Origin of the sequence: Enterobacter sp. BIDMC109 (genome assembly GCF_001037885.1) — a bacterium.
Lineage (GTDB): Bacteria > Pseudomonadota > Gammaproteobacteria > Enterobacterales > Enterobacteriaceae > Enterobacter > Enterobacter hormaechei_C.
In genome coordinates, this window is the sequence record NZ_KQ090002.1 from 4,198,139 (window position 1) to 4,224,615 (window position 26,477).

19 protein-coding genes and 5 tRNA genes are annotated in these 26,477 nt (G+C 53.0%); 4 read left to right on the forward strand and 20 right to left on the reverse strand.

Annotation, left to right across the window (positions count from 1 at the left end):
- The first annotated feature begins 326 nt into the window (after positions 1-326).
- The 3 genes from SK62_RS19755 (at position 327) to SK62_RS19765 (ending at position 2,674) form a co-directional block, all read left to right on the forward strand.
- Positions 327-1,868, forward strand: coding sequence for a sensor domain-containing diguanylate cyclase (locus SK62_RS19755; protein WP_047718880.1), 1,542 nt, complete (start codon positions 327-329; stop codon positions 1,866-1,868).
- Between the two features lie 180 nt (positions 1,869-2,048).
- The gene (locus SK62_RS19760) at positions 2,049-2,357 is read left to right on the forward strand and encodes a PTS sugar transporter subunit IIB (RefSeq protein ID WP_010425948.1); all 309 of its coding nucleotides are present in this window, start codon (positions 2,049-2,051) and stop codon (positions 2,355-2,357) included.
- Complete coding sequence (locus SK62_RS19765; protein ID WP_048249835.1) at positions 2,357-2,674, forward strand: PTS lactose/cellobiose transporter subunit IIA; 318 nt, start codon at positions 2,357-2,359, stop codon at positions 2,672-2,674. The genes SK62_RS19760 and SK62_RS19765 overlap by 1 nt, the downstream gene beginning before the upstream one ends.
- Before the next feature lie 58 nt (positions 2,675-2,732).
- On the opposite strand, the gene rpoC is transcribed toward SK62_RS19765, so the two are convergent.
- From rpoC to SK62_RS19830, 13 genes are all read right to left on the reverse strand, one after another.
- Positions 2,733-6,956, reverse strand: coding sequence for a DNA-directed RNA polymerase subunit beta' (rpoC, locus tag SK62_RS19770; protein WP_017384083.1), 4,224 nt, complete (start codon positions 6,954-6,956; stop codon positions 2,733-2,735).
- A 76-nt stretch (positions 6,957-7,032) separates the two neighbouring features.
- Positions 7,033-11,061 (reverse strand): DNA-directed RNA polymerase subunit beta, encoded by a 4,029-nt coding sequence (rpoB, locus tag SK62_RS19775; RefSeq protein WP_015569976.1) that lies wholly within the window; start codon positions 11,059-11,061, stop codon positions 7,033-7,035.
- Positions 11,062-11,380: 319 nt separating this feature from the next.
- Positions 11,381-11,746, reverse strand: coding sequence for a 50S ribosomal protein L7/L12 (rplL, locus tag SK62_RS19780; RefSeq protein WP_002445276.1), 366 nt, complete (start codon positions 11,744-11,746; stop codon positions 11,381-11,383).
- Positions 11,747-11,812: 66 nt separating this feature from the next.
- Complete coding sequence (rplJ, locus tag SK62_RS19785) at positions 11,813-12,310, reverse strand: 50S ribosomal protein L10 (protein WP_003862338.1); 498 nt, start codon at positions 12,308-12,310, stop codon at positions 11,813-11,815.
- 289 nt (positions 12,311-12,599) lie between these two features.
- On the reverse strand, positions 12,600-13,304 hold the full coding sequence (rplA, locus tag SK62_RS19790; RefSeq protein WP_006810530.1) for a 50S ribosomal protein L1: 705 nt from the start codon (positions 13,302-13,304) through the stop codon (positions 12,600-12,602).
- A 3-nt stretch (positions 13,305-13,307) separates the two neighbouring features.
- On the reverse strand, positions 13,308-13,736 hold the full coding sequence (gene rplK, locus SK62_RS19795) for a 50S ribosomal protein L11 (RefSeq protein WP_003862340.1): 429 nt from the start codon (positions 13,734-13,736) through the stop codon (positions 13,308-13,310).
- A 156-nt stretch (positions 13,737-13,892) separates the two neighbouring features.
- Positions 13,893-14,438, reverse strand: a complete 546-nt coding sequence (nusG, locus tag SK62_RS19800; RefSeq protein WP_003862341.1) for a transcription termination/antitermination protein NusG — start codon at positions 14,436-14,438, stop codon at positions 13,893-13,895.
- 1 nt (position 14,439) lies between these two features.
- A complete protein-coding gene (gene secE, locus SK62_RS19805; RefSeq protein WP_003862342.1) occupies positions 14,440-14,823 on the reverse strand; it encodes a preprotein translocase subunit SecE in 384 nt (127 codons plus the stop codon).
- Positions 14,824-15,050: 227 nt separating this feature from the next.
- Positions 15,051-16,235 carry an elongation factor Tu gene (gene tuf, locus SK62_RS19810; RefSeq protein WP_014885484.1) on the reverse strand — a complete coding sequence of 395 codons (1,185 nt, stop codon included), beginning with the start codon at positions 16,233-16,235 and terminating at the stop codon, positions 15,051-15,053.
- Between the two features lie 118 nt (positions 16,236-16,353).
- Positions 16,354-16,429 (reverse strand) — tRNA-Thr (locus SK62_RS19815).
- 6 nt (positions 16,430-16,435) lie between these two features.
- Positions 16,436-16,510: transfer RNA gene (locus SK62_RS19820), tRNA-Gly, on the reverse strand.
- A 116-nt stretch (positions 16,511-16,626) separates the two neighbouring features.
- Positions 16,627-16,711: transfer RNA gene (locus SK62_RS19825), tRNA-Tyr, on the reverse strand.
- Between the two features lie 8 nt (positions 16,712-16,719).
- Positions 16,720-16,795 (reverse strand) — tRNA-Thr (locus SK62_RS19830).
- Positions 16,796-17,112: 317 nt separating this feature from the next.
- On the opposite strand from SK62_RS19830, the gene coaA reads away from it, so the two are divergent.
- Positions 17,113-18,063: a type I pantothenate kinase gene (coaA, locus tag SK62_RS19835; RefSeq protein WP_015569977.1), complete on the forward strand. Its 951-nt coding sequence runs from the start codon at positions 17,113-17,115 to the stop codon at positions 18,061-18,063.
- Positions 18,064-18,106: 43 nt separating this feature from the next.
- On the opposite strand, the gene dppF is transcribed toward coaA, so the two are convergent.
- The 7 genes from dppF to eptB all read right to left on the reverse strand — a co-directional run bounded on the left by dppF (position 18,107) and on the right by eptB (position 26,295).
- Entirely contained in the window at positions 18,107-19,120 is a 1,014-nt protein-coding gene (gene dppF, locus SK62_RS19840; RefSeq protein ID WP_017383568.1) for a dipeptide ABC transporter ATP-binding subunit DppF, read from the reverse strand.
- The gene (gene dppD / locus SK62_RS19845) at positions 19,117-20,100 is read right to left on the reverse strand and encodes a dipeptide ABC transporter ATP-binding protein (protein ID WP_015569978.1); all 984 of its coding nucleotides are present in this window, start codon (positions 20,098-20,100) and stop codon (positions 19,117-19,119) included. The genes dppF and dppD overlap by 4 nt, the downstream gene beginning before the upstream one ends.
- A 10-nt stretch (positions 20,101-20,110) precedes the next feature.
- On the reverse strand, positions 20,111-21,013 hold the full coding sequence (dppC, locus tag SK62_RS19850; protein WP_017383569.1) for a dipeptide ABC transporter permease DppC: 903 nt from the start codon (positions 21,011-21,013) through the stop codon (positions 20,111-20,113).
- Between the two features lie 9 nt (positions 21,014-21,022).
- Positions 21,023-22,042 (reverse strand): dipeptide ABC transporter permease DppB, encoded by a 1,020-nt coding sequence (gene dppB, locus SK62_RS19855; RefSeq protein ID WP_006810536.1) that lies wholly within the window; start codon positions 22,040-22,042, stop codon positions 21,023-21,025.
- A 161-nt stretch (positions 22,043-22,203) separates the two neighbouring features.
- Positions 22,204-23,811: a dipeptide ABC transporter periplasmic-binding protein DppA gene (gene dppA, locus SK62_RS19860; protein WP_003860756.1), complete on the reverse strand. Its 1,608-nt coding sequence runs from the start codon at positions 23,809-23,811 to the stop codon at positions 22,204-22,206.
- Between the two features lie 621 nt (positions 23,812-24,432).
- Positions 24,433-24,509, reverse strand: a tRNA-Pro gene (locus SK62_RS19865).
- A gap of 91 nt (positions 24,510-24,600) precedes the next feature.
- Entirely contained in the window at positions 24,601-26,295 is a 1,695-nt protein-coding gene (gene eptB, locus SK62_RS19870; protein WP_017383570.1) for a kdo(2)-lipid A phosphoethanolamine 7''-transferase, read from the reverse strand.
- Positions 26,296-26,477 lie beyond the last annotated feature (182 nt).

The window sequence follows — 26,477 nt, forward strand, 5'->3', positions numbered from 1 at the left end:
CTGCAAAAATGCGAAAAGGTTACGAGGCGGCTCGTAAGATCATAACCGGGCGATTGAGGCGATCTGCCCGGTTTTCTTATGCTTAACCACGTCAGCAACGGACGCTGACCAGGGTGAAAATGCTTCTTCCTCGTTTCGCCCTGCCCTCCGCCTCTTAAACAAAATTCAATTGATACAATAAATACGTCGTTTCTTATCTACGCTTAAGATAAATCATCTCGTCGGTAATCGCCTTCTGTATAATTTACTACCAGCAACCGGACAGCGACTATGCTGAGGGTATCGACAGACGCAACGCGTCTACCATCTGGATTGATGTACAACTCATGGCACTCCACAGTAAAAAGCTCTCTTTTACCCGGCCAATTATGGTCAGCTTCGCGGGGATCCTGTTCAGTTTCGCGCTGATCGCCGTCCTGGTCGTCCTTTCACAGAGAAAGGATTTTCTTGAGGATTATCATAAGATTAATGGTAACTTCACCCATAATCTGGCGGTGAACTATACCGAATCCATCCTGCGAGAAAATGACTATATTCTTGGTCGCGCTGCGATGTACTTCGCCCGTAATGACAGAGTGAATCAGACAATAAATATCGATCCGACACACGGTTTGCAGATGTTGATGCATTTGCAGAACCTGATGCCGACGGTGTCGTCTATCTCTCTGGCGGACACAGAAGGGCGCCATCTGCGCGCGCCGGAAGTGCTGCCAACGGAGAAAAGTAAGTCGTTCGACGCCAGAACCCGCCCATGGTTTGTCGGGCAAGCGGAAGCCAGCAACTTTCCTCACTACACCCGCCCCTATCTGGACTATTTCACCCAACATCCTACTGTCACCCTCTATAAGCCGGTCATTTCACCGGAAGGCCGTCTGAAGGGCACGCTCGCTTTCCATCTTGATTTAACGTCCATGGGGTATACCCTGCGCCAGATGGTGGCGCCGGTTCAGGGTGAGTTTTTTGTCGTGGAGCGTGACGGCGCCGTTGTGCTGCATCCGGACACGGGGGCGCTCTTTAAGCAGTACGTAAGCGAAGCGCTGATGGACAAAATGACCAGCGGCGAAGGCCATCTTTTCGACCCCAAAAGTAAAACCTGGTATTACTACTACTCTTTCACCAATCCGGACTGGTTTGTGATTTATCGGGTCTCCGATGCCACGCTTACCGTCATCACCCGGCATGAAACCACCGTCGTCGGCTGGGGATTTGCGCTGGCGGCAATCATCATCATTTTGTTCGGGCTTTACCTTCGTCATGCCTCGCGTTCTGTGCTGATGAACATTATCAACGCCATCAAAACCGGCGACGTCAACCAGGCACCACGCCTTGAGGCGATGCTCAGCCATACCATTCGAACCAATAAAGAACGCGAGCTGGCCTATGTCCGTCAGGCCACCCATGATGCGCTGACAGGCTGCAAAAATCGCCGTGCGTTCGATAACGATGTGGATGAGCTGCTTACTGCTCATCAACCCTTCGTTCTGGCGCTGATCGACATCGATAACTTCAAATCCATTAACGACACCTGGGGCCACCTGAGCGGGGATATTGTGCTGCGCAACGTGGCGCGGGAAGGTATTCATATCATGCAGCCGCACCACGTTTCCGTTTACCGCTACGGTGGAGAAGAGTTCGGCGTGATATTCCCGGCCGAGCTGATGAACTCCGCGCACGCGCTACTGGAAGCCTGGCGCACCGCCGTTGAAAAGCGGACCTGGCGGGAAGAGAATCTGCGAGTGACCTTCAGCGCCGGGATGGGGGAGTGGCACTTCGAACCGCTGGAACAATTTATCGGTAGCGTAGATGAAGCGCTGTATACCGCTAAACAACAGGGTAAAAACCGCATCGTAAGCACGGCCAGCCGATAATACCCTTCCTCAAATTCTGCCCGATCTGACGGGCAGAATGCTCTCCGCTGTAAAATTGTAACCGGTTTCAGGAAAATGCCGATTTCTTTGTGATGCCTGACACACAATCGCGGTAAAGCGGTTGTTGAAGCGGTCTGCACGGGATAATTATCAATAAACACATGTAGATCGAGGCTGACTATGAAGAACATCGTTTTATGCTGTGCAGCGGGAATGTCAACCAGCATGCTGGTTCAACGTATGAAAGATGCCGCGCAGAAAAAAGGAGTCGAAGTAACCATTAAAGCCGTTCCGGTCGCGGAGTTTAAAGATAACATCGCGACGGCTGATATCGTATTACTGGGGCCACAGGTTAAATACGAACAGGCAAAACTCCAGGCGCAGGCCGATCCGCTCGGAAAAAAGGTTGCGGTCATCGACATGATGGATTACGGCATGATGAAAGGTGATGCCGTACTGGAAAAAGCGCTCAAACTTCTGGAGTCATAATGGAAGACTTAGAAACCACGATTATGGAACTGCTGGTCAACGCAGGCGCAGCGCGCAGTGCGGCCCTGACGGCGTTACAGATGGCGCGAAAAGGCGACTTTGATGAAGCCGAGAAAGCGATGGAAGAATCGCGTGAATATGTGAAGCATGCGCACACCATCCCGACACAGCTTATTGGTCTTGATGAAGGCACCGGGAAGCTTCCGGTTAACCTGATTACCGTCCACTCTCAGGATCACCTGATGAACGCAATGGTTATTCAGGATCTGGCGGGCGATATGATTGAGCTTTATCGACGCATCCCGTTAGTGAATTGAAGACATACAGACGTAAAAAAACCCGCCGAGGCGGGTTTATTATTTACGGCATCAACGATTACTCGTTGTCGGAACCGCCCAGACCTGCGTTCAGCAGTTCTGCAAGGCTCGCGGATGCATCTTCGGCAGTCACCTGCGGTGCAGCTGGCAGTTCGCCCGCTGCGCGACGACGCATACGATCCTGGTGGTACGCATAACCGGTACCGGCCGGGATCAGACGACCCACGATAACGTTCTCTTTCAGACCGCGCAGTTCATCACGTTTACCTGCAACAGCCGCTTCGGTCAGGACACGAGTGGTTTCCTGGAACGATGCAGCAGAGATGAAGGACTCGGTTGCCAGAGACGCTTTGGTGATACCCAGCAGATCGCGTGCGAAGGTCGCACCGATTTTGCCGTTCGCTTCCAGATCGCGGTTAGCGATCTTAACGCGTGAGTATTCAACCTGCTCGCCTTCCAGGAAGTCGGAGCTGCCCGCGTTTTCGATGGTTGCTTTACGCAGCATCTGACGAACGATAACTTCGATGTGCTTATCGTTAATCTTAACGCCTTGCAGACGGTATACGTCCTGTACTTCGTTAACAATGTAACGGGTAACAGCATGCACACCACGCAGACGCAGGATGTCGTGCGGCGCTTCTGGACCATCGGAAACCACGTCACCACGTTCTACGCGTTCACCTTCGAACACGTTGAGCTGACGCCACTTAGGAATCATCTCTTCGTACGGCTCGCTGCCATCTACTGGCGTGATAACCAGACGGCGCTTACCTTTGGTCTCTTTACCGAAGGAGATGATACCGCTGATTTCAGCCAGGATCGCAGGCTCTTTCGGACGACGTGCTTCGAACAGGTCCGCAACGCGTGGCAGACCACCGGTGATGTCCTTGGTACCGCCGGATTCCTGAGGAATACGCGCCAGGGTGTCACCAGAGCTGATCTGTACGCCATCTTCCAGCTGTACAATCGCTTTACCCGGCAGGAAGTACTGCGCAGGCATATCGGTACCAGGGATCAGAACGTCGTTACCCTGAGCATCAACGATTTTCAGTGCAGGACGCAGATCTTTACCGCCGGTAGTACGTTCAGCAGAATCCAGAACCACCAGAGAAGACAGACCGGTCAGCTCGTCGGTCTGACGAGTAATGGTCTGGCCGTCGATCATGTCAGTGAAGCGGATGAAACCACTTACTTCGGTGATAACCGGCATGGTGTGTGGATCCCAGTTTGCAACGGTTTCACCGCCAGCAACCTGCTCGCCATCACCTTTCGCCATAACCGCACCGTAAGGCACTTTATAGCTCTCTTTGGTACGACCGAATTCGTCGATCAGCTTCAGCTCGGTGTTACGGGAAGTGATAACCAGTTTACCGCTGGAGTTCACAACCGACTTCGCGTTGCTGAGCTTGATGCTACCTTTGTTTTTCACCTGGATGCTGGATTCAGCAGCCGCACGAGATGCCGCACCACCGATGTGGAACGTACGCATCGTCAGCTGTGTACCCGGCTCACCGATGGACTGTGCCGCGATAACGCCGATAGCCTCACCTTTGTTGATGATGTGGCCACGCGCCAGGTCACGACCGTAGCAGTGCGCGCACACACCAAAGTCGGTGTCACAGGATACAACGGAACGCACTTTCACGGAGTCAACAGAGTTCGCTTCCAGCAGGTCACACCACTGTTCGTGCAGCAGGGTGTTGCGTGGAACCAGAATGTCTGCGGTGCCCGGCTTCAGAATGTCTTCCGCGGTCACACGACCCAGTACGCGATCGCGCAGCGGCTCTTTAACATCACCACCCTCGATAACCGGGGTCATGGTGATACCTTCGAGGGTGCCACAATCGTCTTCGGTGACGACCAGATCCTGCGCAACGTCAACCAGACGACGCGTCAGATAACCGGAGTTCGCCGTTTTCAGTGCGGTATCCGCCAGACCTTTACGCGCACCGTGCGTGGAGATGAAGTACTGGAGTACGTTCAGACCTTCACGGAAGTTCGCGGTGATTGGCGTTTCGATGATGGAGCCATCTGGCTTCGCCATCAGACCACGCATACCTGCCAGCTGACGAATCTGTGCCGCAGAACCACGCGCACCGGAGTCGGCCATCATGTAGATGCTGTTGAAGGAGACCTGCTGCTCTTCTACGCCGTCACGGTTAATCACGGTTTCGGTTTGCAGGTTATCCATCATCGCTTTAGATACACGATCGTTCGCCGCAGCCCAGATATCGATAACTTTGTTGTAACGTTCGCCTGCGGTTACCAGACCAGACTGGAACTGCTCCTGGATCTCAGCAACTTCAGCTTCCGCTTCAGAGATGATCTCGTGTTTCTTCTCTGGGATGACCATGTCATCGATACCAACAGATGCACCTGAACGCGCTGCATAAGCAAAGCCGGTGTACATTGTCTGGTCAGCGAAGATTACGGTCGGCTTCAGACCCAGAATGCGGTAACAGGTGTTCAGCATTTTGGAGATCGCTTTCTTGCCCAGCGCCTGGTTGACGATGGAGAAAGGTAGACCTTTCGGTACGATCATCCACAGAATGGCACGGCCAACGGTCGTGTCTTTCAGGCTGGTGTGCGCAACGAACTCGCCGTTTTCATCTTTTTCGTATTCGGTGATACGCACTTTAACGCGCGCATGCAGAGAGGCCAGGCCAGCGCGATAAATACGCTCAGCTTCTTTCGGGCCAGTCAGCACCATGCCTTCGCCTTTGGCGTTAACACAGTCACGGGTCATGTAGTACAGACCCAGTACAACGTCCTGAGAAGGAACGATGATAGGTTCACCGTTCGCTGGAGACAGGATGTTGTTGGTAGACATCATCAGCGCACGCGCTTCGAGCTGGGCTTCCAGCGTCAGCGGTACGTGAACAGCCATCTGGTCACCATCGAAGTCGGCGTTATAGGCCGCACAAACCAGCGGGTGCAGCTGGATCGCTTTACCTTCGATCAGAACTGGCTCAAAGGCCTGGATACCCAGACGGTGCAGAGTTGGTGCACGGTTCAGCAGTACCGGGTGTTCGCGGATCACTTCGTCCAGGATATCCCAAACGACAGCTTCTTCACGCTCAACCATTTTCTTCGCGGCTTTGATGGTGGTGGCGAGGCCACGCAGTTCCAGCTTGCCGTAGATGAACGGTTTGAACAGCTCCAGTGCCATCTTCTTCGGCAGACCGCACTGATGCAGACGCAGGTATGGACCTACGGTGATTACAGAACGACCAGAGTAGTCAACACGCTTACCGAGCAGGTTCTGACGGAAACGACCCTGCTTACCTTTGATCATGTCGGCCAAAGATTTCAGAGGACGTTTGTTAGAACCGGTGATCGCACGACCACGACGACCGTTATCCAACAGGGCATCGACTGCTTCCTGAAGCATACGTTTTTCGTTGCGTACGATGATGTCCGGCGCAGCCAGATCCAGCAGACGTTTCAGACGGTTGTTACGGTTGATCACGCGACGGTACAGATCGTTCAGATCCGACGTTGCGAAACGACCGCCATCCAGCGGAACCAGCGGACGCAGATCTGGCGGCAGAACCGGCAGAACGGTCAGGATCATCCACTCTGGTTTGTTACCAGACTGAACGAACGCTTCCAGCAGTTTGATACGCTTGGTCAGCTTTTTACGCTTGGTTTCGGAGTTGGTTTCGTTCAGCTCTTCGCGCAGAGTTTCACACTCTTGCTCCAGATCCATGCTCTTCAGCAGGGCCTGGATAGCTTCCGCACCCATCTTCGCGTCGAATTCGTCACCGAACTCTTCCAGCGCGTCCAGATACTGTTCTTCGGTCAGGATCTGGTTACGTTCCAGATTGGTCATCCCGCCTTCGATAACCACATAAGATTCGAAGTACAGAACACGTTCGATATCGCGCAGCGGCATGTCCAGCAGCAGACCGATACGGGACGGCAGAGATTTCAGGAACCAGATGTGAGCGGTCGGAGACGCCAGCTCGATGTGGCCCATACGCTCACGGCGTACTTTGGTCTGGGTCACTTCAACGCCGCACTTCTCACAGATCACACCACGGTGTTTCAGGCGCTTGTACTTACCGCACAGGCACTCGTAATCTTTTACTGGCCCGAAAATACGCGCACAGAAAAGGCCGTCACGCTCAGGTTTGAACGTACGGTAGTTAATGGTTTCCGGCTTTTTAACTTCACCGAAAGACCATGAACGGATCATGTCTGGCGAAGCCAGAGCAATTTTGATCGCATCAAACTCTTCGGTTTTAGTTTGCGCTTTCAGAAACTTTAATAAGTCTTTCACGGATTTGCTCCCGTCGGAGTTAGCACACTCTGCTGTCGGGCGTTAACCCGACAGCAGTGACCTGTTTGAGCGAGAATTACTCGTCTTCCAGTTCGATGTTGATACCCAGCGAACGAATCTCTTTCAACAGTACGTTGAAGGATTCTGGCATGCCCGGTTCCATCTGATGGTTGCCGTCTACGATGTTCTTATACATCTTAGTACGACCGTTCACGTCATCAGACTTAACGGTGAGCATTTCCTGCAAGGTGTATGCTGCGCCGTATGCTTCCAGCGCCCACACTTCCATCTCCCCGAAGCGCTGACCACCGAACTGAGCCTTACCACCCAGCGGCTGCTGAGTAACCAGGCTGTAAGAACCGGTAGAACGAGCGTGCATCTTGTCGTCGACCAGGTGGTTCAGTTTCAGCATGTACATGTAACCTACGGTTACCGGACGCTCGAACTGTTCACCGGTACGGCCGTCAAACAGCGTAATCTGGCCAGACGTTGGCAGACCACCCAGTTGCAGCAGCTCTTTAATTTCAGCTTCTTTTGCACCGTCGAATACCGGCGTTGCAATTGGCATACCTTTGCGCAGGTTCTCTGCCAGACGCAGCACTTCTTCATCGCTGAAGGTGTTCAGGTCGACTTTCTGACGAACGTCGGTACCCAGATCGTAGGCACGCTGGATGAACTCGCGCAGTTTCGCGACTTCCTGCTGCTGTTTCAGCATGGCGTTGATCTTATCGCCGATACCTTTCGCAGCCATACCCAGGTGGGTTTCCAGAATCTGACCGATGTTCATACGAGACGGTACGCCCAGTGGGTTCAGTACGATATCTACCGGCGTACCGTTAGCATCGTGCGGCATATCTTCGATCGGGTTGATCTTAGAGATAACACCCTTGTTACCGTGACGACCTGCCATCTTATCACCAGGCTGGATCTGACGTTTAACAGCCAGATACACCTTAACAATCTTCAGCACGCCTGGTGCCAGATCGTCGCCCTGAGTGATTTTGCGGCGTTTCGCTTCGAGTTTTTTCTCGAACTCGTGTTTTAGTTCGTCATACTGCTCAGCCAGCTGTTCCAGCTGATTCTGTTTCTCTTCGTCGGTCAGGCCCAGTTCCAGCCAGCGATCGCGTGGCAGTTTGTCGAGCTTCTCAGCTTCAACGCCACCGGCAACCAGCACCGCATAGATACGGCTGAACAGACCTGCTTCGAGGATTTGCAGTTCTTCAGACAGGTCTTTCTTAGCCTGTTTGAGCTGCATCTCTTCGATTTCCAGCGCACGCTTATCTTTCTCAACGCCGTCACGGGTGAAGACCTGAACATCGATAACCGTACCGGAAACACCGTTTGGTACGCGCAGAGAAGAGTCTTTAACGTCAGACGCTTTCTCACCGAAGATAGCACGCAGCAGTTTCTCTTCTGGCGTCAGCTGGGTTTCGCCTTTCGGCGTGACCTTACCAACCAGAATGTCGCCGCCGGTCACTTCCGCGCCGATGTAAACAATACCGGATTCATCCAGTTTAGAGAGCGCAGCTTCACCCACGTTCGGGATGTCAGCGGTGATCTCTTCTGGCCCCAGCTTGGTGTCACGGGACACACATGCCAGTTCCTGAATGTGGATGGTGGTGAAACGATCTTCCTGAACCACACGCTCGGAGACGAGGATGGAGTCTTCGAAGTTGTAACCGTTCCACGGCATGAACGCTACGCGCATGTTCTGACCGAGCGCCAGTTCACCGAGGTCGGTGGACGGACCGTCTGCCAGCACGTCGCCGCGCTCAACTGGCTCACCCAGAGACACACATGGCATCTGGTTGATACAGGTGTTCTGGTTAGAACGGGTGTATTTGGTCAGGTTGTAGATGTCGATACCCGCTTCGCCCGGATACATCTCGTCTTCGTTAACTTTGATAACGATACGGGATGCGTCAACGTACTGAACGGTACCGCCACGCTTAGCAACTGCTGTAACACCAGAGTCAACGGCAACAGCACGTTCCATACCGGTACCAACCAGCGGCTTATCAGCACGCAGAGTTGGAACGGCCTGACGTTGCATGTTCGCACCCATCAATGCACGGTTGGCGTCATCGTGTTCCAGGAACGGGATCAGGGACGCACCGACGGATACCACCTGCTGGGTGGATACGTCCATGTAGTCAACCTGGTCGCGGCTGAACAAGCTGGATTCGCCTTTGCTACGGCAGGTAACCAGATCTTCTACAAAGTGGCCTTCGTCATCCAGGTTGGAGTTCGCCTGAGCGATAACGTAGTTGCCTTCTTCGATAGCAGACAGGTAATGAATTTCGTCAGTAACAACACCGTCGGTCACTTTACGATACGGGGTCTCGAGGAAACCGTATTCGTTCGTCTGTGCGTACACGGACAGGGAGTTGATCAGACCGATGTTTGGACCTTCAGGCGTTTCGATTGGACATACGCGACCGTAGTGAGTCGGGTGTACGTCTCGAACTTCAAAGCCTGCGCGTTCACGGGTCAGACCGCCTGGGCCGAGTGCGGAGATACGACGTTTGTGCGTGATCTCAGACAGCGGGTTGTTCTGGTCCATGAACTGAGACAGCTGGCTGGAACCGAAGAACTCTTTCACTGCCGCAGAAATCGGCTTCGCGTTAATCATATCCTGAGGCATCAGGGTATCCAGATCGCCCAGAGACAGACGCTCTTTCACCGCACGCTCTACACGTACCAGGCCAACGCGGAACTGGTTTTCCGCCATTTCGCCTACGGAACGGATACGACGGTTGCCGAGGTGGTCGATATCGTCCACTTCGCCTTTACCGTTACGGATATCGATGAGCTTCTTCATCACTTCAATGATGTCGTCTTTGCTCAGGATACCGGAACCTTCGATCTCGTCGCGCAGCAGAGAACGGTTGAACTTCATACGACCAACCGCGGACAGATCGTAGCGGTCTTCGGAGAAGAACAGGTTCTCGAACAGGCTTTCAGCCGCTTCGCGAGTTGGTGGCTCACCAGGACGCATCATGCGGTAGATTTCGACCAGCGCGCTCAGACGATCGTTGGTTGGGTCGACGCGTACAGTCTCAGAGATGTACGGACCGTGGTCCAGATCGTTGGTGAACAGCGTTTCGATACGTTTGTGGCCAGACTGGCTCAGCTTAGCCAGCAGATCCAGGCTCAGCTCCATGTTCGCCGGGCAGATCAGCTCGCCAGTTGATTCATCAACGTAATCTTTCGCGGCTACTTTTCCTGCAATGTATTCAACCGGAACTTCGATGTGTTTGATATCATCTTTTTCCAGCTGGCGGATGTGGCGCGCGGTGATACGGCGACCTTTTTCCACATACACTTTGCCGTCGGCTTCGATGTCGAACGACGCGGTCTCACCACGCAGACGTTCCGGCACCAACTCCATCTGCAACTTGTTGTCGCGGATTTCAAAGATCACTTTCTCAAAGAACAGGTCCAGGATCTGCTCAGTGGTATAGTTCAGTGCACGCAGAATGATGGTTGCAGGCAGCTTACGACGACGGTCGATACGGACAAACAGGTTGTCTTTTGGATCGAATTCGAAGTCCAGCCATGAACCACGGTAAGGAATGATGCGTGCGTTATACAGTACTTTACCGGAAGAGTGCGTTTTACCTTTATCGCTGTCGAAGAAGACACCCGGGCTACGGTGCAGCTGGGAAACGATAACACGCTCAGTACCGTTGATAACGAAAGTACCGTTGTCCGTCATGAGTGGAATTTCACCCATGTAGACTTCTTGTTCTTTAATGTCTTTTACGGTGCCTTCCGGCGCTTCGCGCTCGTAGATCACCAGACGCAGTTTTACGCGCAGCGGTGCGGAATAGGTCACGCCACGGATCTGACATTCCTGAACGTCAAACACCGGTTCGCCAAGGCGGTAGCTGACGTACTGCAGCTCGGAATTACCGCTGTAGCTCTGAATCGGGAACACGGAACGGAAGGCTGCTTCCAGGCCGTACTGCCCTTCAGGATCTTGCTCGATAAACTTCTGGAACGAGTCAAGCTGGATAGAAAGGAGATATGGAATGTCCAGAACTTGTGGACGTTTACCAAAATCCTTACGAATACGTTTTTTCTCGGTATAGGAGTAAACCATAGGGTTCCTCAGCTCGCTGACAAGTCGACCCATCTGTCCGACGAAGGGACAGTTTGTGCAACACCATTTTGTGGACCGGAAAATTGAATACTTTCCGCAATACCTGTTGCTATCACGCTTAAACCATTTCATTGCGATTTACACAGAGCGAGCACCCTGTCGCAGTATATTAAGTCGTCGATAGAAACAAGCATTGTCAGGACAACCAGCAGTCAAACAGTGTGAAATGCTGCTGATGCCTTACAGCGCAAAAAGGCTGGTGACTAAAAAGTCACCAGCCATCAGCCTAATTACTTAGGCTGCAACCAGAAAAGTTGGCTTATTTAACTTCAACTTCAGCGCCAGCTTCTTCCAGAGATTTTTTCAGTGCTTCTGCGTCGTCTTTGCTCACGCCTTCTTTCAGCGCAGCTGGAGCAGATTCTACCAGGTCTTTAGCTTCTTTCAGACCCAGGCCAGTTGCGCCACGTACTGCTTTGATTACAGCAACTTTGTTCGCGCCAGCAGCTTTCAGAATTACGTCGAATTCAGTTTTTTCTTCAGCAGCTTCAGCCGGGCCCGCAGCTACAGCTACAGCAGCAGCAGCAGAAACACCGAATTTTTCTTCCATTGCAGAAACCAGCTCTACAACGTCCATTACGGACATAGCTGCTACTGCTTCAATGATTTGATCTTTAGTGATAGACATTTAAATTGTTCCTGAAAATCAGAATAAGTTTATACGTAAGCAAATGCTTTATAAAGATAACTGCGATTAAGCAGCTTCTTTCGCATCGCGTACAGCAGCCAGAGTGCGAACCAGTTTGCCAGCCGCAGCTTCTTTCATGGTTGCCATCAGGCGTGCAATTGCTTCTTCGTAGGTCGGCAGGGTTGCCAGGCGATCGATTTGCGATGCCGGGATCAACTCACCTTCAAAGGCTGCAGCTTTGACCTCAAATTTTGCATTCGCTTTCGCGAACTCTTTGAACAGACGAGCAGCAGCGCCCGGGTGTTCCATAGAGTATGCAATCAGGGTCGGACCAACAAACGTGTCTTTCAGGCACTCGAACTGAGTACCTTCAACTACGCGACGCAGCAGGGTGTTACGAACAACACGCATGTATACGCCAGCTTCACGACCTGCTTTACGCAGTTCAGTCATTTTGTCTACAGTAACGCCACGGGAATCCGCAACTACTGCAGACAGCGCGCCTTTGGCTACTTCGCTGACTTCAGCAACAATCGCTTGTTTGTCTTGAAGATTTAAAGCCATTAGCTTTGCTCCTGGATGTTTGCCGGAACTCATGTTCCGGAACTCACTTCACTCGACCCAACGGGAAGAGCGTCTTAATACGGTGAGCAGAAACAAGCCAGAGTATTTAAAATAATCTTAGCGTTCTGTCACCGTCTACGCAGGGGATTAAGTTTCTTGCGAAACACCTGCGGTCTTCGACGGAGGCCTGGATAGGCCAGGCTCCAACGAACAATTCTTTTAGCCGCTAACTTTTGTTAGCAAACGTGGGGGTAAGATTGTAGACAAAATCACCGCCCACGTAAAGGCATTAGTTTGCAGCAGCGCTCAGGCCAGCCTGGTCAACTGCAACACCTGCACCCATGGTGGTGGAGATGCTAACTTTCTTGATGTACACGCCTTTCGCCTGAGTTGGTTTTGCTTTTTTCAGCGCAACCAGCAGAGCTTCCAGGTTTTCTTTCAGTTTGTCAGCGTCAAAGTCCACTTTACCGATGGTGGTGTGGATGATGCCGTTTTTGTCGTTACGGTAACGAACCTGACCTGCTTTAGCGTTCTTAACCGCTTCAGCAACGTTAGGCGTTACAGTACCCACTTTCGGGTTTGGCATCAGGCCGCGTGGACCCAGAACCTGGCCCAGCTGGCCAACAACGCGCATTGCATCTGGAGAAGCAATAACAACGTCAAAGTTCATTTCGCCTTTCTTGATCTGATCAGCCAGATCTTCCATACCTACCAGTTCAGCGCCGGCAGCTTTAGCAGCTTCAGCGTTTGCACCCTGAGCAAATACAGCTACGCGTACGGAACGGCCAGTACCGTGTGGCAGTACAGTTGCGCCACGAACGTTCTGATCGGATTTACGAGCGTCGATGCCCAGGTTAACGGCAACGTCAACGCTTTCAACGAACTTAGCAGTTGCCAGTTCTTTCAGCAGAGCGATAGCTTCGTTGATGTCGTACTGTTTGGTCGCATCAACTTTGTCACGGATCACGGACATGCGCTTGGTCAGTTTAGCCATTTCTTAGTCCTCCACTACCAGGCCCATGGAACGTGCAGTACCTTCGATGGAGCGAGTCATCGCTTCAATGTCGGAACCAGTCATGTCGGCAGCTTTGGTCTGCGCGATTTCCTGCAACTGAGCGCGGGAAATTTTACCCACTTTGTCTTTGTTCGGCTTACCGGAACCAGACTTGATGCCCGCTGCTTTCTTCAGCAGAACTGCTGCTGGAGGGGTTTTGGTAACGAAAGTGAAAGAACGGTCAGCGTAAACAGTGATTACAACTGGGATTGGCAGACCTTTTTCCATGGATTCAGTTTTGGCGTTGAACGCTTTACAGAATTCCATGATGTTCACACCCTGCTGACCCAGAGCTGGACCAACTGGTGGACTTGGGTTCGCCATACCTGCTGCAACCTGCAGCTTGACGTAGGCTTGTACTTTCTTAGCCATTCTAAAATCCTCTGATTGGGTAATAACGCCTCGGAGAGGCTCCCCGTGAATAAAATTCGTTTTACGGGCCGGGGCCCATAAAAACAAAAGGCGCGAAATTGTATTCCAATCTCGCGCCCTGTGCAACGATTAAATCGTCGCTTTTTTGATCGCTGCTTAGGCTTTTTCTACCTGAGCAAAGTCCAGCTCTACCGGGGTCGCACGACCAAAGATAGAAACGGAAACTTTCAGGCGGGACTTCTCGTAGTCCACTTCTTCGACGACGCCATTGAAGTCAGCAAACGGACCGTCGTTAACACGAACCATCTCACCCGGTTCAAACAGCGTTTTCGGACGCGGTTTATCACCAACCTGCTGGAGGCGGTTCATAATCGCATCAACTTCTTTGTCGCTGATTGGCGCCGGACGGTCAGATGTGCCGCCGATAAAGCCCATCACGCGTGGTACGCTGCGCACCAGGTGCCAGCTCGCGTCGTTCATCACCATCTGAACCAGCACGTAACCCGGGAAGAATTTACGCTCGCTTTTGCGACGTTGGCCGCCACGGATCTCAACCACTTCTTCGGTCGGAACCATAACTTCGCCAAATAACTCTTCCATATTGTGTAATTTGATATGCTCACGCAGCGACGTAGCTACGCGGCCTTCAAAACCGGAAAACGCCTGAACGACGTACCAGCGCTTTTTAGGGGCTTCAGACATCTCAGAACCTCAGGCCAGTGATAAAGGATACCAGGCGAACCAGAATACCATCCAGTCCCCACAGGATCAGTGACATTACAGCGGTTACCGCCGCTACAATCAGCGTGGTGTGCAATGTTTCCTGGCGAGTCGGCCAAATGACCTTGCGGACTTCGGTACGCGCTTCGCGGGCAAACGCAACGGTCGCTTTGCCTTTCGTCGTCAACAGCGCGACACCACCCGCCGCAGCAATCAGAATTACCACTGCAAGCGCGCGTAGCGGCAGCATCATGTCACGATAAAGATAGTTGCCGACAATCGCCACAATCAGCAGCACGGCTACAACTACCCATTTCATCGCTTCCAGGCCGCGCCCGCTCCCTTGAGCTTCGGTATTCGCACTCATAAACCAACCTGTCAGAAGTATTCTACAAACATTTTCACCCCGCGAGTGCGAGGCAAACCAATCGAAATGCTATTCGCTTTTCGTATTATACGCTCTCCGCAGAGCCTGTCTCAGCAATGATTATGACAAAATTAATCACTGATGAGCCAGGTTCTGATGTGAAAGCGTGCAAAAAGGGCATCAAATGATGCCCTTTTATTGCGCATTGCGTCAAATGTTATCAGCGATTAGCCGAGAACTTTAGCAACAACGCCCGCGCCAACGGTACGGCCGCCTTCACGGATTGCGAAACGCAGACCGTCGTCCATCGCGATTGGGTGGATCAGCGTCACAACCATCTTGATGTTGTCGCCTGGCATTACCATCTCTACGCCTTCTGGCAGTTCGATGGTACCGGTCACGTCAGTTGTACGGAAGTAGAACTGTGGACGGTAGCCTTTGAAGAACGGAGTATGACGACCGCCTTCGTCTTTGGACAGAATGTACACTTCAGATTCGAACTTGGTGTGTGGCTTGATTGAGCCTGGCTTCGCCAGAACCTGACCACGTTCGATTTCTTCACGTTTGATACCACGCAGCAGAACACCAACGTTCTCACCAGCACGGCCTTCGTCCAGCAGTTTGCGGAACATTTCAACGCCAGTACAGGTAGACTTCGCAGTCTCTTTGATACCAACGATTTCAACTTCTTCACCCACTTTGATGATACCGCGCTCTACACGACCGGTAACAACGGTACCACGACCGGAGATGGAGAATACGTCTTCGATTGGCAGCAGGAATGGCTTGTCAATCGCACGCTCTGGTTCTGGGATGTAAGAATCCAGGTAGCCAGCCAGTTCGATGATTTTCGCTTCCCACTCTGCGTCGCCTTCCAGCGCTTTCAGCGCGGAACCACGAACGATTGGAGTGTCGTCGCCTGGGAAATCGTACTGAGACAGCAGTTCACGAACTTCCATCTCTACCAGTTCCAGCAGCTCTTCGTCATCAACCATGTCGCATTTGTTCAGGAACACGATGATGTAAGGAACGCCTACCTGACGACCCAGCAGGATGTGCTCACGAGTCTGAGGCATAGGGCCGTCAGTCGCAGCAACAACCAGGATCGCGCCGTCCATCTGCGCAGCACCGGTGATCATGTTTTTAACATAGTCGGCGTGGCCTGGGCAGTCTACGTGCGCGTAGTGGCGAGTCGGGGTGTCATACTCAACGTGAGAGGTGTTGATGGTGATACCACGAGCTTTTTCTTCTGGTGCGTTATCGATCTGGTCGAAAGCACGAGCAGCACCGCCGTAGGTTTTAGCCAGTACGGTAGTGATTGCAGCGGTCAGCGTTGTTTTACCATGGTCAACGTGGCCGATAGTACCGACGTTAACGTGCGGTTTTGTACGTTCAAACTTTTCTTTAGACATCGATTGTCCCTCTAAGACACGGATAAATCGGTGATATCACCACATCAACCAGGCGAAAATGCCTGCACTGTTGAATACATTTACATTGAAACAGAGAGAAAGGGAGGGAGAAGTGAAGTGGTGCTGATACCCAGAGTCGAACTGGGGACCTCACCCTTACCAAGGGTGCGCTCTACCAACTGAGCCATATCAGCACGTATTGGAGCGGGCAGCGGGAATCGAACCCGCATCATCAGCTTGGAAGGCTGAGGTAATAGCCATTATACGATGCCCGCATCCTGAAACTCGGCTACCCAGTTCTTTCTGTAACAAAAAAAGAGATTTCTCTCTTTTCTGTTCGAGCTGGTCAATTTTTCCAACCAGCTCCGGCGGCGTTGTCGCTGCCAGAAAGTGGTGGTGGGGGAAGGATTCGAACCTTCGAAGTCTGTGACGGCAGATTTACAGTCTGCTCCCTTTGGCCGCTCGGGAACCCCACCGGACTTGATGGTGCCGACTACCGGAATCGAACTGGTGACCTACTGATTACAAGTCAGTTGCTCTACCTACTGAGCTAAGTCGGCATCAAGTAGCGCGCATTCTATGGAGACCTGCGCAGTCATGCAACTAAAAAATTGCATAAAACGTTCTTTCGCTCACATTTTATTCGAAACCAGGGCTAACCGCTGTAAATTCATCCGCTCACGGTTAAAAATTCAACATGAACGCCTGATTTCGGCACGCTATAGCCCCAGGTGATGCCTGCCCGGTTAAGCATCGCTTTCCCATATTTTTTCTTATTATTCCTCTCATCTGGTGTTAACCTCCTGCCCATTGTCCAAAATTAACTATGTGATGAGCCCGCACCCGCCGTTTCGTGATGGTTCACAGAAGCATGCTTATGAGCAAAAAAGAGCAAACGTTAATGACGCCCTATCTTCAGTTTAACCGTAGCCAGTGGGCAGCCCTGCGTGACTCCGTCCCTATGACACTGACGGAAGGTGAAATCGCACGGCTAAAAGGGATAAACGAAGATCTCTCCCTGGAAGAGGTGGCAGAAATCTATCTCCCCCTTTCTCGCTTGCTTAACTTCTATATCAGCTCCAATTTGCGCCGTCAGGCCGTACTGGAACAGTTCCTCGGCACGAACGGTCAACGTATTCCTTATATCATCAGTATTGCGGGCAGCGTGGCAGTGGGTAAAAGTACCACCGCGCGCGTGCTACAGGCGCTGCTGAGCCGCTGGCCGGAACACCGCAGCGTGGAGCTGATCACCACCGACGGCTTCCTGCATCCCAACGAGGTGTTGAAAGAACGCGGCCTGATGAAAAAGAAGGGCTTCCCGCTCTCTTATGATATGCACCGCCTGGTAAAGTTTGTTTCAGATCTAAAATCGGGCGTACCTCACGTTACCGCGCCGGTTTACTCGCATCTGATCTACGACCGCATCCCGGATGGCGACAAAACGGTTGTGCAGCCCGACATCCTGATTCTGGAAGGCTTAAACGTCCTGCAAAGCGGGATGGATTATCCTCACGATCCGCATCATGTGTTTGTCTCTGACTTTGTCGATTTCTCAATTTATGTCGATGCGCCGGAAGATTTGCTGCAACGCTGGTATATCAACCGCTTCCTGAAGTTCCGCGAAGGCGCGTTCACCGACCCGGATTCCTACTTCCACAACTACGCCCAGCTCTCTGAAGAAGAGGCTATCAGCGTGGCGACCGGGCTGTGGAATGAGATCAACTACGTCAACCTCAAAGAGAACATCCTGCCGACGCGCGAACGCGCAAGCCTGATCCTCACCAAGAGTGAGAAACACGCCGTCGACCAGATTCGTTTACGGAAGTAGACCTCAGACGTAAAAAAAACCGGCTTAACGCCGGTTTTTTTATTTATGCCTGCGGCTTTTCGCCGTTTTCATCCTGATCGACCGCGAAGCAGGCCACCAGCTGTCCGCCATAATCCTTCAGCTGTGGCTGCAACTGCGTGCACGGGCCGAAGCGGCGACGGCAACGGGCGTTGAACGCACATCCCGGCGGCGGGTTAAGTGGGCTTGGCAACTCGCCGGTCAGCTTAATGCGCTCCCGGCGGTCATCCGGGTTCAGCCGCGGCGTTGCAGACAGCAGCGCCTGCGTATACGGATGACGCGGGTTAGTAAAGATCTGATCTTTCGTCCCCTTCTCCACGCAGCGTCCCAGATACATCACCATCACCTCATCGGCAATGTGCTCAACCACGGACAGGTCATGGGAGATGAAGACGTACGACAGTCCCAGATCCTGCTGTAAATCCATCATCAGGTTAAGCACCTGCGCACGTACGGACACGTCAAGCGCTGAGACCGGCTCATCGGCAATCACCACGTCCGGGTCAAGCATCAGCCCACGGGCGATGGCAATACGCTGACGCTGACCGCCAGAGAACATATGCGGGTAGCGATCGTAATGCTCGGTTTTAAGCCCCACCTTCGCCATCATCGCCAGCGCTTTTTCACGACGCTGCTCTTTGCTCAGATTGCTGTTAATCAGCAGCGGCTCTTCCAGAATCTGCCCCACTTTTTTACGCGGGTTTAAAGAACCGTACGGGTTCTGGAACACAATCTGGATTTTTTGACGACGCAGCTTCTGCGCCTGCGGATCGTGCTTGAGCAGATCCTGGCCCTGATAGTAAAGCTCGCCGCCGGTTGGCGTTTCGATCATCGTCAGCAGACGGCCCAGCGTGGATTTCCCACAGCCCGACTCCCCTACGACCGCCAGCGTTTTACCGCGTTCAAGGCTGAAGGAGACGCCGTCCAGCGCTTTTACCAGGCGCTCGGGGGCAAAAATCCCCTTCTTCACCGGGTAATGTTTTTTCAGGTCGATAGCCTGCAACAGCGGCTGTTGCGTGGTGGCCTCGTGCGTACTCATAGTGTTGGCCTCCCGGCATCATCGAGTGGGTAGTGGCATTTTGACTGCCGACCATCGGCCAGCAGATTCAGCTCTGGCTCCTCGGCGCGGCATTTATCCGTCGCATACGGGCAGCGCGGATTCAGCAGGCAGCCCTGCGGACGGTCATATTTACCCGGAACCACACCCGGCAGTGACGCCAGACGCGCTTTGTCCTGGGCAAACTCCGGCAGCGCGCGCAGTAACGCCTGCGTATACGGGTGACGCGGCGCGCGGAAGATATCGTGCGAACTTCCGGTCTCCACTACCTGACCCGCATACATCACGATGATTTTGTGTGCCGCTTCCGCCACCAGCGCCAGGTCGTGCGTAATCAGCACCAGCGCCATATTCTCTTTCTGCTGCAACTCCAGCAGCAGCTCGATGATTTGCGCCTGGATGGTTACGTCCAGCGCGGTAGTTGGTTCATCCGCAATCAGCAGTTTTGGTCGACAGGCAATCGCCATGGCGATCATCACGCGCTGGCTCATGCCGCCGGAAAGCTGATGCGGGTAAACGTCCAGACGCGATGCTGGGTCAGGTATCCCCACCAGGTTCAGCAGATCGATAGCACGCTGGCGACGGGTTTTCTTATTCCCGCCCTGATGCACCTTAATGGCTTCCATAATCTGGAAACCGACGGTGTAGCATGGGTTCAGGCTGGTCATGGGGTCCTGGAAGATCATCGCCACTTCCGCGCCCACCAGCTGGCGGCGCTGTTTTTCGGAAATGCGCTTCAGATCCTGACCGTTGAACTCCAGATTTTCCGCCATCACGCGACCGGGGTAGTCAATCAGCCCCATAATCGCCAGCGAACTCACTGACTTACCGGAGCCCGACTCTCCTACAATCCCGACCACTTCGCCCTGATTAACGCTGTAGCTGATGCGGTCCACGGCGCGAAACGGTGTGCCTTCGTCGCCAAAGTGCACGGATAATTTATCTACATTTAATAACGCCATCTCGTGCCTCTTACTGCTTCAGTTTGGGATCAAGTGCATCACGCAGACCGTCACCCATCAGGTTAAATGCCAGCACCGTCAGCAGAATCGCCAGACCCGGGAAGGTGACGACCCACCAGGCGCTTTGCGCGAACTGCAACACGTCGGAGAGCATGGTGCCCCACTCCGGTGTTGGCGGCTGCGCACCCATGCCAAGGAAGCCAAGAGCGGCCATATCAAGAATGGCGTTAGAGAAACCGAGCGACGCCTGAACAATCAGCGGCGCAAGGCAGTTTGGGAAGATATTGATAAACATCTGACGCATAGCACCGGCACCCGCCACGCGAGAGGCGGTAACGTAGTCCCGGTTCACTTCCACCAGCACCGCCGCACGGGTCAGACGCACGTAATGCGGTAGCGCAACAAACGTCAGCGCAAGCGCGGCGTTACCAATCGACGGACCAAAGATCGCCACCAGCACCAGCGCCAGCAGCAGGCTTGGCAATGCCAGCATAATGTCGACGACGCGCATGATGATGTTATCAACAATGCCGCCGAAGTAGCCTGCCACCAGGCCGAGTACGATCCCCATGATCAGCGACAGTACGACAACGAGGCAGCCAACCAGCAGCGACAGGCGTGCGCCGTACATCAGGCGCGACAGCACATCGCGGCCCACGTCGTCGGTGCCCAGCAGGTGCGTCAGGCTTCCGCCGTCCTGCCATGCAGGAGGTGCCAGCAGCGCATCGCGGAACTGATCAGCCGGGTTATACGGCGCAAGGAAGTTCGCAAACACCGCAATCAGGATCATGATGGAAACATACACCAGCCCGACGACCGCGCCTTTGTTGCGCTTGAAGTAGTGCCAGAACTCCTGCATCGGCGTCATTGGCACCGGTGCGGTGACCACTTTATTTTGAGTAACTTGTGACATGATGGCCCCTTACTTCTTATGACGAATACGCGGGTTCACCACGCCGTACAGCAAATCGACCAGCAGGTTGACGAGGATAATCATCGTCGCGACCAGCAGTACACCGCCCTGCACAACCGGATAGTCACGGCGTTGCAGCGCATCAATCAGCCAGCGTCCAAGACCCGGCCAGGAGAAGATGGTTTCGGTCAGGATCGCCCCCGCCAGCAGCGTACCGACCTGCAAACCGATAACGGTTACCACCGGCAGCATAGCGTTACGCAGGGCATGAATGATGATGACGCGCATACGGGTCAGGCCTTTAGCGCGGGCAGTACGAATATAATCCTCGCCCAGCACTTCCAGCATGGAGGAACGGGTCATACGCACGATCACCGCCAGAGGGATGGTGCCCAGCACCATTGCAGGCAGGATCATGTGCGCAACCGCATCAATGAAGTTGCCCTCTTCGCCCCAGATCGCCGTATCAATCAGCATAAAGCCGGTTAACGGGTTGGTGTCGTCAAGGAAAACCATGTCGCTGACGCGTCCGGAGACCGGCGTCAGGTTCCACTGCACCGAGACCAGCATGATCAGCATCATGCCCCACCAGAAGATAGGCATGGAGTAGCCGGTCAGTGCCAGGCCAACAGCGGTGTGGTCGAAAATAGAGCCACGCTTAACGGCAGCCAGTACGCCAACGGGGATCCCTACCGCGGTCGCGAAGATCATGGCGCAGATACCGAGTTCCAGCGTCGCTTTAAAGCGCGGTACGAACTCGTCCCACACCGGAAGACGGCTTTTCAGTGAAATCCCTAAATCGCCGTGCAACACACCCCAGATATAGTGGAGATATTGCTGCCACATCGGCTTATCAAGGCCGAGTTCAGCCAGCAGTTGCGCATGACGTTCAGGGGAGATACCACGCTCGCCCGCCATAATCATTACCGGGTCACCCGGGATCATATGGACGAAGGCAAAAGTGAGAAGGGTGATACCGATAAACGTCGGGATAACCAGTCCCAGACGTCGGAGGATGAACTGCAACATAACCCGGATTCTCTCTGATGACGCACGCCCAGTGGCGTGACGTCTGTATTGCTCACAAATGTAAATTCCCTCTCCCTGTGGGAGAGGGTTAGGATGAGGGGATGCATGCACGCCCCTCACCCCTGCCCTCTCCCACAGGGAGAGGGAGAACACCCTACTTATTATTCAACAGATACGTTTTCGAAGTGGTGTTTGCCCAGTGGATCAACCACGTAGCCCTTCACTTCTTTACGCACTGGCTCGTACACGGTGGAGTGAGCAACAATCAGCGCCGGGGCCTGATCGTGCATAACAACCTGCGCTTGCTTGTACAGTTCAATACGTTTGTTGTGATCGTCGGTCGCACGCGCCGGCTGGATCAGATCTTCAAACGGCTTGTAGCACCAGCGAGAGTAGTTGGAACCGTCTTTCGCTGCCGCACAGCTGAACAGGGTCGCGAAGAAGTTGTCCGGATCCCCGTTGTCGCCGGTCCAGCCCATCATGACCGCCTGGTGTTCGCCCGCTTTAGCGCGCTTCAGGTACTCGCCCCACTCGTAGGTCACAATTTTGGCCTGTACGCCAATCTTCGCCCAGTCAGCCTGAACCATTTCCGCCATACGACGTGCGTTCGGGTTGTAAGGACGCTGTACCGGCATCGCCCACAGCTCGACGGTGAAGCCTTTGTCCTGGCCCGCTTCTTTCAGCAGCGCTTTCGCTTTCTCAGGATCGTAGGTGTAGTCCTTAATGTCGTCGTTATAACCCCACATGGTTGGTGGGATCAGGTTCTTGGCCGCAACGCCCGCGCCCTGGTAAACGGCTTTGATGATCGCTTCTTTGTTCACCGCGTAAGTCAGCGCCTGACGCACTTTCACGTCATCGAACGGTTTCTTCTCGGTGTTGAAGGAGAGATAACCCACGTTCAGGCCCGCCTGCTCCAGCAGGTTGATATTTTTGTCCTGCTTCATGCGCGCGATGTCAGCCGGGTTTGGATACGGCATCACCTGACATTCGTTTTTCTGCAATTTTGCGTAACGCACGGATGCGTCAGGCGTGATGGAGAAGACCAGACGGTCGATCTGCGGCTTGGTACCCCAGTAGCCCGGGAAGGCTTTATACAGAATACGGGAATCTTTCTGGTACTGAAGCAGCTGGAACGGGCCGGTACCGATTGGGTTCAGGTCCACTTTTTCCGGCGTGCCGGCTTTCAGCATGTTGTCAGCGTACTCTTTAGAGAGAATCGAGGCGAAGTCCATCGCCAGGTCAGCCAGGAATGGCGCTTCCGGACGCGTCAGCACAAACTGAACGGTTTTATCGTCCACTTTTTTCACTTCAGCGATCAGGTCTGGCAGACCCATCCCTTCGAAGTATTCATAGCTGCCGCCAGACACTTTATGGTACGGGTTCTGGGCATTTTTCTGACGGTCGAAGGAGAACACAACGTCGTCGGCGTTAAAGTCGCGCGTAGGTTTAAATTCTTTGCTGTCCTGCCACTTCACGCCCTGGCGCAGGTGGAAGGTATAGGTTTTACCGTCTTCACTGATATCCCACTTTTCAGCCAGGCCAGGAATCACTTCCGTGGTGCCGGTTTTAAATTCAACCAGACGGTTATAGATCGGTACAGAGCTTGCGTCGTAAGTCGTACCAGAGGTAAAGAGCTGTGGGTTAAAGCCTTCCGGAGAGCCTTCAGAACAGTAAACCAGGGTTTTTGCCTGTACGCTTGCTGCAACGGTCATGGCCACCAGGCTCAGACCAAGCTTCAGCATCCCTGACTTCTTCAAGGAAATACTCATTATTGTGCTCCAATGTGATGTTTTGCTTTGTTGTGTTACGCCGCCTGACCTTTATTTATTTTTTACCCGGTCCGGTCGGTGATGCCCGAAGGCGTTAAAAGGGATAGAGAATCCTTTCAGAAGAGCGTTTGAGTTGCAGCGCAGATCCTCCCTGAAATGCCCCTCGTGCCCTACAATCTGTCAACAGAATGTGAAAACGTCAATACAGGTGGCGGGGATTTACGTGGAGTGTGAGAAACCGCAAACAAAGATTAAAAAAACCCTGACCGTGAGTTTTCAGCAGAGAAATTTATGCTACTCGCCATGATGCAGCACAATTATCTTCATATTTCGCAACACTCAGTGATTAAGTTTTATTCAGAATGGGTAAATTTTCTTACAGAATGGTGATTATCTGAGCACTAAATACCGCGAACGTTAAAACGCACAGCGAAAAATGCTGAGGTTATCCATAAGCAACGCGAAAAAAGATCAAACTATATATAAAAAAATACAATGGATTATGTCACAAAACCGCAAGCAGGCAGGGGGAAGCAGGGCTAAGGGGTATTTTGAGGACTCGTGCGGGGTAACGCGTTAATGCAAAAAGGGCTAACCTTGCGGTTAGCCCTTTTTGGAATGTGGTCGGCGAGAGAGGATTCGAACCTCCGACCCACTGGTCCCAAACCAGTTGCGCTACCAAGCTGCGCTACTCGCCGAATGCGGAGCGCATCTTACTGCTGAGGTGCGCCCCCGTCAATCCCTTATTTTCAAAAAGCCATTCAACTGGCGATATTCTCGCCAGACCAGCTACTGCGCGGCTTTTGTGGTGTTATCAGGGAGTTTACACCAGTTGTTGTTTTCGTTAATCCCACCGTTCGGTGAGGTATAGCCGAGACAACCCATAATGGTGTCGTACAGCTCAACGTGACGGCGCGGTACCTTGATCTCTGCCTGCTGTTTCAGATGGGCAAACATTTTGGCTTTGTCCGGGTTTTCCAGGTACTTATCCGACATCCACATGATCATCGGCACGCGGAACTGCTCAGGCGGGGCCAGCTTACGCGGCGTGCCGTGTAAATGCTCTTTCTCGTTGATGGACTCGCCGTGGTCGGCCGCGTAAATCACAATCGCTTTCTTATCGCGAAGCTGGTCGATCACCCGGCTGAGGAAGGTATCCACATACAGAATCGAGTTATCATAGGCATTGATCAGCTCCTGCTTGCTACAGTTCTTGTTAATGCCGACGCACTCAGGCGTCCATTTGGCGAAATCGCGCGTGTAACGCTGATAGTAGCTGTAGTGTGAACCTTTGGTATGCAGAACAATAAGGTGCTTACCCTGCGGATGGTTTTTCAGCGACTGTTCCATCTCAGAGAGCAGCAGCATATCATCAACGTTCTTTCCGCGGTTACGCGGCTCGGCGCCAATCTGCTCGCGGTAGGCGATGTTATCCGCCATGGTGTTGGTGTAGAACCACATCTCACTTTGCATGGCGAACAGATCGGAGCTAAATCCAAGCTGCTTCAGAACAGCAAACACGTTTTGCTCTTTGAGAGTGCGCTGAGGATTATCACTCGCACCGCCCTCACGAACAAACATACAGCGCAACGAAAGCTTCGTGGCGGTATCGCAGGAGTAGCCGCGGTATGCCACCAGGTTCTTTTCCTGCGCCAGTTTCGGGGTGGTATCGCGGTCATAACCGAGAATACCCATATGATCCCAGCGCGTCGTTTCGCCGATAACGAAGACCACGTAAGTATCATCCAGTCCGTCAGCCGGAGCCTGGTAGGTGAACTTTTTGGTCGGGTTAATCAGCGATTTCACATCGCTGGATTCGTCCGCCTGAGCCCAGGCATAGAGACCTAGCGCCGACAGCCAGTTAGACGGCAGATACGAGTTAGCCACCACGCCGCCGTAGCTTGGCATATCTACGCCTGTCGCTTTTTCGATCCGCTTTTGCTGTTTTTCCATCAGGCGAATAGGCGCCCATACCAGCAGACCCGCCAGAAGAACGACGGCGACGTTGCGGATGCGTTGCCCACGGGTACGCAGCTGGCGTAACAGGGTATAGCGACAGGTATTACTCCAGATAAAGAAGAGCGGGATCAGGCAGGTCAAAATCGTCCACATGATGAACCCTTGCCCCACTACCTCTTTCGAGAGGTCGATGTCCGTGGTCATCACCGAGGCCACAATACCGTAGCCAATGACCACATTCATGAATGTCATGTAATAGCTTGCGGCGGCAGAGATAATCACCACCAGCGAGGCCAGAACCTGCCATGTACGTCTGCCAAAAAGCGAGAGCAGACGTAGCAGGAAGAAGGTTGCCAGAATTGAGCCAAACACTTCAATCGCGGCGAAAATCCCGTTTCTTACGGTGAGGTGTTCAAAATAACCTTCCACTCTTCTGAACAGCACCGCGCCATTCAGAAACAAACCGATATAGACAGCCAGCATCAGACACAATCTTTGCTGGGTAAGAGACCTGATATATTTCATGCAAACAACCCTGGGGGAAGGGGTATAAAGACCCGCCGAATCTCATTGAGAAAGCAGACAGAGTAAGTAGGTGCGAGATAAACCGTTATCAGAAACGTCTACAAGCGCGATAAGTAGACCACAGCGAGGAAGAAAAGTGGCAGCAGAGAATGTGAATCGATGAAAATTTTTACAAAATAACA